The organism is Pseudomonas retamae, assembly GCF_043496865.1.
GTDB lineage: Bacteria > Pseudomonadota > Gammaproteobacteria > Pseudomonadales > Pseudomonadaceae > Aquipseudomonas > Aquipseudomonas retamae.
Window position 1 is genome coordinate 51,811 of record NZ_JBIEIL010000016.1, and the last position, 12,079, is coordinate 63,889.

Sequence of the window (12,079 nt, forward strand, 5' to 3'; positions counted from 1 at the left end):
AAATGCACTGAACAACAAAAGCCTGCTTCTCAGCAGGCTTTGCGTTTTTCATCAGGTCATTACTTCTGCTGAGCCGTCAGCGCCGTATAGCTGTTCATCAGATTGCGGTAGTTGGGAATACGCTGCGACAACAGGTTGCCCAGGCCTTCAATGTCGTTGCGCCAGTCGCGGTGCAGCTCACAGGCCACCGAGAACCAGTTCATCATTTGTGCGCCGGCTTGGGTCATGCGGCTCCATGCGGCTTGTTGCACGGTGGTGTTGAAGGTGCCCGAAGCGTCGGTGACCACGAACACATCAAAACCTTCCGCCAGCGCCGACAAGGTCGGGAACGCTACGCAAACATCGGTGACCACGCCGGCAATGATGATCTGCTTGCGGCCGGTGGCCTTGATCGCTTTGACGAAGTCTTCGTTATCCCAGGCGTTGATCTGGCCTGGGCGAGCAATGTACGGCGCGTCCGGGAACATCTCTTTCAGTTCCGGGACCAGCGGGCCGTTCGGGCCTTGTTCGAAGCTGGTGGTGAGGATGGTCGGCAGGTCGAAGAATTTTGCCAGGTCGGCCAGGGCCAGTACGTTGTTCTTGAACTCGTTGGGCGAGAAGTCCTGCACCAGGGAAATCAGGCCGGTCTGGTGGTCAACCAGCAGCACGATAGCGTCGTCTTTGTTCAGGCGGTTGTAAGTTGGAGTGGTCATGGTGTGCGTCCCTTTTCAAGTTTGAAGTTTGTTGTTGCGTTCAAGTTGGGTACAGATTACTGACCCAGCGAAAAGGGATAAATCGGCTGAAACGCGTTTCACCGTCCACCCAAACGAGACAATCCACACCCGCTGATCAACGCCATTAGTCCACGCACTGTTAAGTTCATGGAACACATCGCCGCGCCGCGGCATCACCCGTCTTGCAACTTACCCACTTCATCTGTCAGAGATTGTGGAGGTATTTATGCCTGTCGATATCAGCCGTTTGCGCATCACCACACCCGTCGCCACTTCGCCCACCAACCCGGTCGCACTGGAGTTGCTGGGCGATGAGGCGTTGTTGCGTTTTCCTGAAGTCATCAGCCGTCAGCCGGATGGCAGCATCCGTTTCAGCGCGCCTACTCGTGGCGCTTCAAGCAAAAGCACCCATCGCACGCGCTGCGAATGGAAAGAGTCGGTTTACTGGACGCTGGAAAGTGCGGCGTTACACGTCAATCGCCAACGCATGACGCTCACGCAAGTGAACTCCGCGCAAAAAGTGGTGATTTCACAGATGCACGTCAAGGACGACGACAGCCCGGCGATCAAGGTGTTCTGGAACAAGAACAAAATCACCTGGGGCTTTCGCCAGAGCTTCAATCAGCCCGACCCGGTCAACAGCACGATCGCCAGCAATATTGGCCTTAACGTACCTTTCACGGTCGAGATCAACGTCAGCGCAGCAGGGCTGGTCAACGTGCTGGTGATCTGCAATGGCGTGACCACCTCGGCGCCGCCGCAGCAAATGGACAGCAGTTGGGCCAGCCAGCGCTTCAATTTTCATGGTGGCGTCTACAACCAGATCGATTACAGCGCGACCACGGCGGCAACCGATGGCTCGGTCTGTCTGATTCACGACTTGCTGCTGAGCCATTAACCGTTCGACCGCTTATCGGGCAACTGTAAAACAATCAAAACGATTCACGCTTTGGCGTTATCGGAATTAGTGTCCGTTGCGTTAACGGACAGCAAGTTAACCCTCACTGTTGTCGGAGAACCATCATGACTACCGGTAATAAGAATCAGGGCAATAACAAGACCTCCACCAGCGATAAAAAAGGCTCATCGGGCGGCGGCAATGGCGGCAACTTCGCCAATGATCGCGAAAAAGCCTCGGAAGCCGGCCGTAAAGGCGGGCAACAGAGCCATGGCGGCGGACGCAAGTCTTAAACGCCAGATCGGGGGCAGCGTTGCTGCCCCTTTTTAACTTGAGGTCTGCCATGAAAGCGTCCATCGAAAATCATCACTGCGCGATGCAAATGGAAAAGGCTGAAGAACCTGCCCATGAAATGGAGCTAAGCTCTCCTCCAGGCCTGACAGTGGCAGAGGATCAGCCTCAACAGCCAGTCAGTGCGCCAGAGCCGCCACGCCCTGTTCCCGCCGTGGCGTCGCGCAGTTGCTACGAGCGCCTGCAAGGCGCCGCTCAGGCCGAGCGCCAATGCGCAGCCACGCATACCCGGCCGGTTTGCGAGCGAGGTCATTAAGCAAGTCCGCCCTAACAGCAGTCGGTAAGCCCGCATCGTCAAAACGCCATTAAACAGCGAGGTGACTCATGCCCGTTCACGTCATCAATTTCACGGGACCGATCAACGCGTCCACCTGCGGCCAATTGATCGACAAAGCCTCCATAGCCGTACAGCAAAAAGCCTCGAAGCTGATCGTCAACATCGCCACGATGGGTGGCGAATGCAGTTACGGTTTCACCATGTACAACTTTCTGTTGTCCCTGCCGGTTCCGGTGCACACGCATAACCTGGGCACAGTCGAGTCGATGGGCAATATCGTCTTCCTCGCTGGCGAGCGCCGCTCGGCGTGTACCCATAGCAAGTTTCTCTTCCATCCGTTTCACTGGCATTTACAGGGCGCGGTCGATCATTCGCGCATGTCGGAATACGCCATGAGCCTGGATTACGATTTGTACCTGTACGCGCGCATCGTCGCTGAACGAACGGAAGGTGCGCAGGAAACACTGGAAACCGAGAAATACCTGACGGCTGCCCCGCGGATCATCGACCCGTCGCAGGCCATGCTGTGCGGCTTGATCGATGCGATCGAGGCACCGGTGATCACGGCAGAATCGGTGAATTCGATCATTCATGGTTGATGGCGCTGAGGGTCGTTCGTGAGTCGGCGGGTCATCTTTTCTTACACCTTTTATCGCCCTATCCCACGCCATCCGCCGATCCGTGGCCGGCGTCTGCCTGCAGTTTGGTATCATGCGCCGCTTTTACGGTTAACCCCCCGCCAGTCCTGTCGACTGACGGGCTGCAAAAGGCGGTATTAGATGACGGCTTTGTTGACTCGCCGCAAGGTACTTGCGGGAATGGGCGTGCTCGGGCTGGGCCTGCTCGCCGGCTGCGACACCCGCGGCCAACTGTCGTACAAGTACGGCAAGGATCTGAGTAACAAGATCATGGGGCGCACCTTCAAACTGAAGAACACCGACGGCGAAACCATGACGCTGTCGAGCTTTCGTGGCATGATGCCGATGGTGTTCTTCGGTTTCACCCAATGCCCGGCCGTGTGCCCGACCACCCTCGCCCGTGCGGCGAAGATCAAGAAGCTGATGGGTGCCGACGGCGATCGCTTGCAGGTGATCTTCATCACCCTCGATCCCGAGCGCGACACCCCGCAAATCCTCGACGCCTACATGAAAGCCTTTGACCCGACCTTCGTCGCGCTGTACGGCACGCTTGAGGAAACCCAGGCCACGGCCAAGGAATTCGACGTGTTCTACGAGAAGGTTCCGGCCGGCGACACCTACACCATCTCGCACACCGCGACCAGTTACGTCTACGACTCCAACGGCGGCTTGCGCCTGGGTCTGTCCACATCGCTTTCGGCAGAACAATGCACGGAAGATTTGCTTACTGTTATGGAGGTCTGCTGATGCGTCCTGTCTTGAACCACATCAAACGTGCTGTACTGGGTCTGTCGTTGCTGGGCCTGGCTTTTCAGGCATCGGCGCAAACCAAAGTCGACGACGCCTGGGTTCGCGCCACCGTGCCGACCCAGACCGCCAGCGGCGCGTTCATGACCCTCACCGCTGACAGCGACAGCAAGTTGCTCAGCGTGGCTTCGCCGGTCGCCAAAGACGTGCAGATCCACGAAATGACCATGAAGAACGACGTCATGAGCATGGGCCCGGTGAAGTCGGTCGACCTGCCGGCGGGCAAAGCGGTCGCGTTTGACCCCAATGGTTATCACGTGATGCTGATGGGGCTGACCGGGCAGCTCAAGGAAGGCGAAAGCGTGCCGCTGACCTTCACCGTGGAAAACGCCAAGGGCGAGAAAGAGACCCTCGAAGTGAAGGCGCCGGTGCGTGCGCTGACCAATATGCAGGAGCATGATCACAGCAAGATGCATTGATTGGTGGTGGAGGTCGACGCAGGAGCTTGGGTTTCGTGGTGGAGCTACCCCTCATCGGAACGCCGCCCGCCCAGCCCTCTCCCCCTGGAGAGGGAGCCGATTTGTGGGCCGTTCAAACCTTTCGTTCGACTCGGTATCGCAGGTTGGCGTATCTCTCGCATTTACCTCGGTCAGTCCCCTCTCCCTCCGGGAGAGGGTTAGGGTGAGGGGCTTTTGATCCTGGCGCAGAACATCAACTCCCCGCCCCACCATGCGCCTCTTCAAAAAAGTAATCCTTCCAGCTCCCCGCCTTGTTTTTCAGCACGCCCAATTCCTGCAATTTCTCGGCATAGATAAACGTACGTTGCGGTACCACCGTGAAGTCGATCTCCGGATCGTTGACGATCTGCTCTACCAGCGCCAACGGCAGTTTCGACTGTTCGACCCGAATATAGGCCTGCGCAGCTGCCGGTTTGTCAGCCTTGATGATCTTCTCGGCCTCGGCCAGGGCGTCGTAGAACGCCTTGTAGGTCTTGGGATTTTCGTCGTGGAATTTTTCCGTGGTGTACAGCACGTTGAACGTCGCCTGGCCGCCGAGTACGTCGTAAGAGCTCAGCACTTTATGCACGTTGGGGTTCTGCAGCGCCTGGTACTGGAACGGCGGGCTGGAGAAGTGCGAGTTGATTTCCGAGCCACCGGCAATCAGCGCGGCCGTCGCGTCGGGGTGCGGCAGGCTGACGGAGATGTCGTCGAATTTCTTGTACTGGGCATCACCGAACAGCCTGGCGGTTTCGATCTGCAGGGTGCGTGACTGGAAGCCCACCCCGGCAGCAGGCACGGCGATGCGGTCTTTTTCGCTGAAATCCTTGAGGGTCTTGATCTTCGGATTGTTGGTCAGCAGGTAGTTGGGCATCGAGCCGAGTGCGGCGATGGCCTTGACGTTCTGTTTGCCTTTGGTGCGATCCCACACGGTGAGCATCGGCGGTACGCCGGCCGAGACCACGTCGAGCGAACCGGTCAACAGCGCTTCGTTCATCGCGGTGGCGCCGGAGATGCTGTTCCAGTCGACCTTGATGTCGAGGCCCTGGGCTTTGCCGTGTTTTTCGATCAATTGCTGGTCGCGGACCACGTCGAGAATCAGGTAACCGATGCCGAACTGCTGGGCGATGCTGATCTTGCCTTCGGCCTGAGCACCGGTGCTGAACAACGCTGTGCCCGCCAGGGCGGCGGCCAACAGGGTCAATGCGGAACGTTTCAACGGTGTGGCCATGACAACCTCGCAGCAGGGGGTGGTTTGCTGAAAGGCCTGACTTTATCGCTATAAAAAACAGAACTTAAATATCTTTATTGCATATCGTTAGCACCGGCCGCCTAACGCAAACCTTACGTTGGCTCCCGCGTTATCGTTCACAGCCTGACACAATTAATCCCCCGGCAAAATCCGTGTCGGCACAAACACCCCCCGCTGCGTTACATCAACAGCCATGGGGGTTTCAAAGGGTTTGCCGTGCCCGCCAGCCCTTGTATCTGCGGATCACCCGAGCGTTTTAAAAGGCAATCAGATGGCCGAGCCTTGCTATCATCGCGCACACTTTTATGACGGTTTGATGGCGGGAAGGTCTTTTTGTGAGCGCTCTTTTCAACCGGTTGCGGCAACCGCACGCCCGACTGTTTTCTCTGCTGCTGTTGGTATTGATCGTGCCAATGGGCCTGCGCGCGGCGTTGGGCTGGTCGAGCACGCTGGGTTATCTGTCGGATCTGGCGGTGGGCAGCCTGTTGCTGGTATTGCTGCATCGCCGCGCGTGGTGGCTGGCTCTGCCGGTGCTGTTGTTGTGGGGCTTGCTGGCGGTGGCAACGGCGGAACTGGTCAGCGCAGTCGGTCGGTTGCCGACCCCTTCCGATGCCCATTACCTGATCGACCCGCAGTTCGTGGAGAACTCCAGCGGCGGCGGCCTGACGCATCCGGCGTTGGGCGTGACCCTGCTGCTGGCATTGCTGGTGTGGCTGCTGACCCGGTTTGCCGGCCGGGAGCGGCCGCTCACTGCCCTGCCCCGTGCAGCCTGGGGCGCACCGCTGCTGCTGTTCGCCGCGCATTGGGGGGCGCAGAACCTGTGGCCCAACGAAGCCGACCCATGGCGGCTGTATAACCTGCCACACCACCTGCTCGCCAGCGAAGTGGCCGATCTGCAGATTCGCACCGAGGAATGGCTGGACGGCGACGGCGAAGAACCCGCGCCGGCCATGGCCGGGCTGACCGACGTCGACCTCAACGGGGAAAAACTGCTGGCCGCACCGGGACAAGCGCGCAACGTGCTGATCATTGCGCTGGAGGGCATTCCCGGCGCTTACATCCGCGCCAACCGCGAGGCCATCGGCAGTCATTATCAGGAAGACCTGATGCCCAACCTCAGCCGCTGGGCCGAGCGCGGCATGAACACCCCGGATTACGTGTTACATACGCACCAGACCATTCGCGGTCTGTACGCCATGCTCTGCGGCGACTACGACAAACTCGACAACGGCACGCCCAAAGGCGTGGAAATGCTCACCCTCAACGAGCGCAATCAGGCCTGTCTGCCGGCACAACTGCGCGACCACGGTTTCAGCACGCATTACTTGCAAGGCGCCGGGCTGCGCTTCATGGCCAAAGACAAGATCATGCCGCATATCGGCTTCGATGCCACCCATGGCCTGGAATGGTTCAGCAACAGCAACTATCTGGAATTCCCGTGGGGCAAGGATGACAAGGCGTTCTTCGAAGGTGCACTGGATTACGTCGGCCAACTGAAGAAAAACAAACAGCCGTGGATGCTCACCCTGCTCACTGTCGGCACTCACCAGCCCTACTCCGCACCGGACGATTATCTGCAGCGTTACGAAACGCCAAAGCAGGCCGCCGTCGGTTATCTCGACGATGCACTGGACCAGTTTCTCAGTGCCCTCGAACGTAAGGGCGTGCTCAAGGACACGCTGGTGGTGATCACATCCGACGAATCCCACGGCATCGACGGCGTGCGTCTGGCCTCCTCGTGGGGGTTCAATCTGACTCTGGCACCGGAGCAGGCGCAACTGCCGCATCTGAACAAAGGCGTCTATGGTCACGTCGATCTGAGCACGTCGATTCTCGACTACTTCGACCTGCCAGTGCCCTCCGCGCTGAGTGGCCGTTCGCTGTTCCGTGACTACGACTCTGGCCGGGAAATCATGTCGTTCACCAATGGCAAGCTGCGCTATCACGATGGCCGCGGGATCTTCTCCGAATGCGACATGCCGCGTCGCTGCCGCTACTATCAAAGCCCTGGCTTCATCGCCGACAGCGCCATTTACAAGGGGCGCTACAGCGGTCATCCGGCCCGGCAGATTGCCGCCCGCGCCAATGCGCTGGATCTGTCGCTGCTGCGCACGCCGCTGAATCATCGCTATCAGTTCGGCAGCAACAACATCATCCCGCTGCAAGCGCAGATCAAGGATGACTGGGCCGACAACCTGATCGGCGCGCAGTATCTGGAAATGCCCAAGGGCTCGCACACCCGCGTACGCCTGACCGTGCGCGCGGTCGACCCGCAGCAAGCGGCGTACATACAACTCAAGGCCAAGGAGTTCGAACAGGACGTGCAGCTGGGCTTACCGGCGGAAATGGTCGCCACGGCGGATCAGCCGCTGGAGATGGACTTCAGCTTTGAAAACCCGCAACAGCGCAAGGCGTTTTCGTTTCATTTGCTCGGTTATGGGCAAGGCGCGGTGGAGGTCAGTGACTTCAGCGTAATCACTGAGCTGCCGGGACAAGAGGATATTCTCGACGACGTGCCCGATGACGACACGGCGCAATCGAGCTGATCCTGCTGATCAGAAGCCAGCGCAGCGCTGAGAGAGTTTGCCTATCGGCACGCAATAGCTGCGCTATTAGCTGGTTTGCCAACTCGGGTCTAGCCTTACAAGTCCGAAGTCGGCACCAGCCGGCCGCAGCAGACCTGATAGGGACTCGAACATGGCAAGCGAATCGAAATGCCCGTTCAACCACGCCGCTGGTGGCGGCACGACCAACCGTGACTGGTGGCCGAATCAACTGAACCTGAAAATCCTCAGTCAGCACTCGCCCAAGTCTGACCCGCTGGGCAAGGACTTCGACTATGCCAAGGCGTTCAAGAGCCTGGACTTCCAGGCGCTGAAGCAGGATATCAGCGCCTTGATGACCGACTCTCAGGACTGGTGGCCGGCGGACTTCGGCCACTATGGCCCGCTCTTCGTGCGCATGGCCTGGCACAGCGCCGGCACTTATCGCACCGCCGATGGCCGCGGTGGTGCCGGCTCCGGTCAGCAACGGTTCGCCCCGCTGAACAGTTGGCCGGATAACGTCAGCCTCGACAAGGCGCGCCGTCTGCTCTGGCCGATCAAGCAGAAGTACGGCCGCAATATTTCCTGGGCCGACCTCATCGTGCTCACCGGCAACGTCGCGCTGGAATCCATGGGCTTCAAGACCTTCGGTTTTTCCGGTGGCCGCGCCGACGTCTGGGAACCGGATGAAGACGTGTACTGGGGCTCGGAAACCGAATGGCTGGGCGGCGACAATCGTTACGGCAAGAGCAACGGCCCGGTGCAGGAACCCGGTGACGGTACGCTGGTAGCCGAACCGGACTTGCATGGTCGCGAGGAAAGCCGCACCGATCAGGGCGAACGCAATCTGGAGAACCCGCTCGCTGCCGTGCAGATGGGCCTGATCTACGTGAACCCGGAAGGTCCCGAGGGCAACCCGGACCCGGTCGCTTCGGCCAAGGACATTCGCGAAACCTTCGGCCGCATGGCCATGAACGATGAAGAAACCGTGGCGCTGATTGCCGGTGGCCACGCGTTCGGCAAGACCCACGGAGCCGGCCCGGCCGACAACGTTGGCCCTGAACCGGAAGCGGCCGGCCTCGAGCTGCAAGGCCTGGGCTGGAAAAACGCCTTCGGCACCGGCAAGGGCGCGGACACCATCACCAGCGGTCTGGAAGTGACCTGGACCACCACGCCAACCCGCTGGAGCAACAACTACCTGGAAAACCTGTTCGGCTTCGAGTGGGAACTGACCAAGAGCCCGGCCGGGGCGCATCAGTGGCAACCGAAAAACGGCGCCGGTGCCGGCACGGTTCCGCATGCCCATGACCCGAGCAAAAAGCTTTCACCCACCATGCTCACCTCTGACCTGGCGCTACGCTTCGACCCGGCTTACGAGCAGATCTCGCGACGCTTCCTGGCCAATCCCGAGCAATTGGCCGACGCCTTCGCGCGCGCCTGGTACAAACTGATCCACCGCGACATGGGCCCGCTGTCTCGCTATCTCGGCCCGGAATTGCCCAACGAAGAATTGCTCTGGCAAGACCCGCTGCCTGACGTCAGCCATGTCTTGATTGGCGACAGCGACGCCGCCGCGCTGAAAAGCAAAATCCTCGCCTCAGGCCTGTCCGTTTCGCAACTGGTCTCGACGGCCTGGGCTGCCGCCTCGACCTTTCGCGGCTCGGACAAACGTGGCGGCGCCAACGGCGGGCGTTTGCGTCTGGCACCACAGAAGTTCTGGCAAGCCAACCAGCCAGAGCAACTGGCCCATGTGCTGCAAACCCTGGAGGGCATTCAGGGTGAATTCAATGGCGCAAGCACCGGCAAGAAAATCTCGCTGGCGGACCTGATTGTGCTGGCGGGCAATGCCGGGGTCGAGCAAGCCGCACAGAACGCTGGTCATTCCGTGAGCGTGCCGTTCTCGCCCGGGCGCGTGGATGCCTCGCAGGAACAGACCGATGTCGAGTCGTTCGGCTTCCTTGAACCGATTGCCGACGGTTTCCGCAATTACAGCAAGGGCAAATACACCGTCGCGGCTGAAACCCTGTTGATCGACAAGGCGCAACTGCTGACCCTCACCGCCCCGGAAATGACCGTGCTGCTTGGCGGCCTGCGGGTGTTGAACACCAACGTCGGGCAGACCCGCCATGGTGTCTTCACCGATAAACCGGAAGCGCTGAGCAATGACTTCTTCACGAACCTGCTGGACATGGGCTTGGAGTGGCAACCAACAACGCGCGATGCTGATGAATTCGAGGGACGGGACCGCAAGACTGGCGCGCCGAAATGGACGGCAACCCGGGTGGATCTGGTGTTCGGTTCCAATGCGCAGTTGCGCGCGCTGGCCGAAGTGTATGCCAGTGCGGATGCGCAGGAGCAGTTCGTCAATGACTTCGTCAAAGCCTGGACGAAGGTCATGAACCTGGATCGGTTCGATCTGAAGTAACGGCCCCAAAAAACGCCGCTTGTTCAAGCGGCGTTTTTTATGCGTTGAATGTCAGGGTTTCTGACCGCCAAGCGCAGTATCAACCGATAGCCGCATACCCTTCGATCTGATCCGGCCACGCGGTCAGCACTTCAAACCCCGTCTCCGTCACCGCGACCATGTGCTCCCACTGTGCCGACAGCGAGCCATCCTTGGTCAACACCGTCCAGCCATCGGGCATGTTCTTCACATGGCGTTTGCCGGCGTTGAGCATCGGTTCGACGGTGAAAATCATTCCCGCCTTGAGCTTCATCCCTTGATTGGGAAAGCCGTAATGCAGAATCTGCGGTTCATCGTGGTAGATCTTGCCGATGCCATGGCCGCAATACTCGCGCACCACACTGAAGCCTTCTTTCTCGGCGAGGCTTTGAATGGCGTGGCCGATATCGCCCAGCGTGGCGCCCGGCTTGACCGCACGAATACCCGCGCACATGGCGTCATAGGTGGTCTTGATCAGATGTTGCGCTTCCGGCGTGGCCTCACCCACCACATACATGCGGCTAGTGTCGCCGAACCAGCCGTCCTTGATCACGGCGATGTCGAGGTTGAGGATGTCGCCATCCTTCAGCGGCGTAGCTGAGGGAATGCCGTGGCAGACCACGTCGTTGACCGAGGCGCAGACGGTTTTCGGGAAACCGTGATAACCGACGTTGGCCGGGACGGCTTTCTGTACGTTGACGATGTAGTCGTTGCACAGCCGATCCAGTTCATCGGTGGTCACCCCCGCCTTGACGTGGGGCACCAGCATTGCCAGCACTTCGGCGGCCAGTTTGCCGGCAGCGCGGGATTTCTCGATCTCGGCCGGGGTGTTGAGCTTGATCTGGTTTCTCATGCGAGGGCGACTTCCTGTGTCAGTTGGTGCAGGTCGAGCCCGCCAGTCTGTTCGGCGCGGATCAGCAGGCGGCAGATGGCGCTGTGGTCGAGGTTGGGGTGCAGCTCGGCGAGCATGCCGATGCGCATCCAGTGCTCGGCCTGCGCGTTGATCGAGCGGCTGAGTGCGTTGCTGGAGATGCGCAGGTTTTCGTGCATGTCTTCGGAAATTTTTACGATGCCCATGGGTGCGACCCGATACGAAATGTATATGGATCGTATATTAGCTGCGGGGGTTCCTGGATTGCAAATCCGGGTTGTGACTTTGGGATTTTTCAGGATCTGGAGGCTGGTGGTAAGAAGCATGCGGCCGGCTTTGGACTTGTAGTGACCCGGCCCCTCACCCCAGCCCTCTCCCCCTGGAGAGGGAGCCGATCTTTGTTAGCTTCTGAATTTGTGTTCAGCTCGGTACTCGGTGTGGCCATATGTCGCCCAAACACCGCGGTCAGTCCCCTCTCCCTACGGGCGGTCCGACGTTTCGGGAGGGCTAGGGTCAGGGACTTTTGATCTGCATTGATGGCTGGCTTGATCCCGACTCGCCAACAGATTCATCTCCCCCTCAACCGCCCAAATCGTCTACCATGCCGCCGCCGGTTTCCGCATGGGATTAATAGGGAATCCGAGGTGCTTGCTCAGCATCGATCGGAACTGCCCCCGCAACTGTAGGTGCCGAGCCTGCTCCACGACTGCCACTGGGTAACCCTGGGAAGGCCGGAGCCAGGCGATGACGCATCAGTCAGGAGACCTGCCGGCACAATGACTACTAACCGGCGGGGTGTCCGGGAAGGACATCGTGCCGTGCGCGTTTTTACGTGATGAACGGCCTTGC

At 59.5% G+C, this 12,079-nt stretch carries 10 protein-coding genes, 1 pseudogene and 1 riboswitch; of the genes and pseudogenes, 7 read left to right on the forward strand and 4 right to left on the reverse strand.

Annotation, left to right across the window (positions count from 1 at the left end; genetic code table 11):
* Nucleotides 1–59: 59 nt before the first annotated feature.
* Nucleotides 60–692 (reverse strand): isochorismate family cysteine hydrolase YcaC, encoded by a 633-nt coding sequence (gene ycaC / locus ACGSLL_RS25285; protein WP_394506975.1) that lies wholly within the window; start codon nucleotides 690–692, stop codon nucleotides 60–62.
* A 247-nt stretch (nucleotides 693–939) separates the two neighbouring features.
* Here ycaC and ACGSLL_RS25290 point away from each other — a divergent pair, with 247 nt between their 5' ends.
* The 5 genes and pseudogenes from ACGSLL_RS25290 to ACGSLL_RS25310 all read left to right on the forward strand — a co-directional run bounded on the left by ACGSLL_RS25290 (nucleotide 940) and on the right by ACGSLL_RS25310 (nucleotide 4,103).
* Nucleotides 940–1,611, forward strand: coding sequence for a polysaccharide lyase family 7 protein (locus tag ACGSLL_RS25290; protein WP_394506974.1), 672 nt, complete (start codon nucleotides 940–942; stop codon nucleotides 1,609–1,611).
* A gap of 191 nt (nucleotides 1,612–1,802) precedes the next feature.
* Nucleotides 1,803–1,904 (forward strand): annotated as a pseudogene (locus tag ACGSLL_RS25295) (con-10 family general stress protein); the annotation flags it as partial.
* Nucleotides 1,905–2,286: 382 nt separating this feature from the next.
* On the forward strand, nucleotides 2,287–2,838 hold the full coding sequence (locus tag ACGSLL_RS25300) for an ATP-dependent Clp protease proteolytic subunit (RefSeq protein WP_394506973.1): 552 nt from the start codon (nucleotides 2,287–2,289) through the stop codon (nucleotides 2,836–2,838).
* Between the two features lie 180 nt (nucleotides 2,839–3,018).
* Nucleotides 3,019–3,624, forward strand: a complete 606-nt coding sequence (locus ACGSLL_RS25305) for an SCO family protein (protein WP_394506972.1) — start codon at nucleotides 3,019–3,021, stop codon at nucleotides 3,622–3,624.
* Nucleotides 3,624–4,103 (forward strand): copper chaperone PCu(A)C, encoded by a 480-nt coding sequence (locus ACGSLL_RS25310; protein WP_394506971.1) that lies wholly within the window; start codon nucleotides 3,624–3,626, stop codon nucleotides 4,101–4,103. The genes ACGSLL_RS25305 and ACGSLL_RS25310 overlap by 1 nt, the downstream gene beginning before the upstream one ends.
* 232 nt (nucleotides 4,104–4,335) lie before the next feature.
* Here the strand turns inward: ACGSLL_RS25310 and ACGSLL_RS25315 are convergent, their stop codons facing one another.
* Nucleotides 4,336–5,352, reverse strand: a complete 1,017-nt coding sequence (locus tag ACGSLL_RS25315; RefSeq protein WP_394506970.1) for an ABC transporter substrate-binding protein — start codon at nucleotides 5,350–5,352, stop codon at nucleotides 4,336–4,338.
* 356 nt (nucleotides 5,353–5,708) lie between these two features.
* On the opposite strand from ACGSLL_RS25315, the gene ACGSLL_RS25320 reads away from it, so the two are divergent.
* On the forward strand, nucleotides 5,709–7,919 hold the full coding sequence (locus tag ACGSLL_RS25320; RefSeq protein ID WP_394506969.1) for an LTA synthase family protein: 2,211 nt from the start codon (nucleotides 5,709–5,711) through the stop codon (nucleotides 7,917–7,919).
* A 151-nt stretch (nucleotides 7,920–8,070) separates the two neighbouring features.
* Nucleotides 8,071–10,341, forward strand: a complete 2,271-nt coding sequence (katG, locus tag ACGSLL_RS25325; protein ID WP_394506968.1) for a catalase/peroxidase HPI — start codon at nucleotides 8,071–8,073, stop codon at nucleotides 10,339–10,341.
* Between the two features lie 79 nt (nucleotides 10,342–10,420).
* On the opposite strand, the gene map is transcribed toward katG, so the two are convergent.
* On the reverse strand, nucleotides 10,421–11,212 hold the full coding sequence (gene map, locus ACGSLL_RS25330) for a type I methionyl aminopeptidase (RefSeq protein ID WP_394506967.1): 792 nt from the start codon (nucleotides 11,210–11,212) through the stop codon (nucleotides 10,421–10,423).
* A complete protein-coding gene (locus ACGSLL_RS25335) occupies nucleotides 11,209–11,436 on the reverse strand; it encodes a ParD-like family protein (RefSeq protein WP_394506966.1) in 228 nt (75 codons plus the stop codon). The genes map and ACGSLL_RS25335 overlap by 4 nt, the downstream gene beginning before the upstream one ends.
* 388 nt (nucleotides 11,437–11,824) lie before the next feature.
* Nucleotides 11,825–12,017, forward strand: a riboswitch (cobalamin riboswitch).
* Nucleotides 12,018–12,079 lie beyond the last annotated feature (62 nt).

What these genes read in the sequence shown, in the direction of transcription:
- ACGSLL_RS25315 (WP_394506970.1), bottom strand. Translation starts at nt 5,352, where the DNA reads ATGGCCACACCGTTGAAACGTTCCGCATTGACCCTGTTGGCCGCCGCC.
- ACGSLL_RS25305 (WP_394506972.1), top strand. Translation starts at nt 3,019, where the DNA reads ATGACGGCTTTGTTGACTCGCCGCAAGGTACTTGCGGGAATGGGCGTG.
- ACGSLL_RS25310 (WP_394506971.1), top strand. Translation starts at nt 3,624, where the DNA reads ATGCGTCCTGTCTTGAACCACATCAAACGTGCTGTACTGGGTCTGTCG.
- map (WP_394506967.1), bottom strand. Translation starts at nt 11,212, where the DNA reads ATGAGAAACCAGATCAAGCTCAACACCCCGGCCGAGATCGAGAAATCC.
- ACGSLL_RS25300 (WP_394506973.1), top strand. Translation starts at nt 2,287, where the DNA reads ATGCCCGTTCACGTCATCAATTTCACGGGACCGATCAACGCGTCCACC.
- ACGSLL_RS25290 (WP_394506974.1), top strand. Translation starts at nt 940, where the DNA reads ATGCCTGTCGATATCAGCCGTTTGCGCATCACCACACCCGTCGCCACT.
- ACGSLL_RS25335 (WP_394506966.1), bottom strand. Translation starts at nt 11,436, where the DNA reads ATGGGCATCGTAAAAATTTCCGAAGACATGCACGAAAACCTGCGCATC.
- katG (WP_394506968.1), top strand. Translation starts at nt 8,071, where the DNA reads ATGGCAAGCGAATCGAAATGCCCGTTCAACCACGCCGCTGGTGGCGGC.
- ycaC (WP_394506975.1), bottom strand. Translation starts at nt 692, where the DNA reads ATGACCACTCCAACTTACAACCGCCTGAACAAAGACGACGCTATCGTG.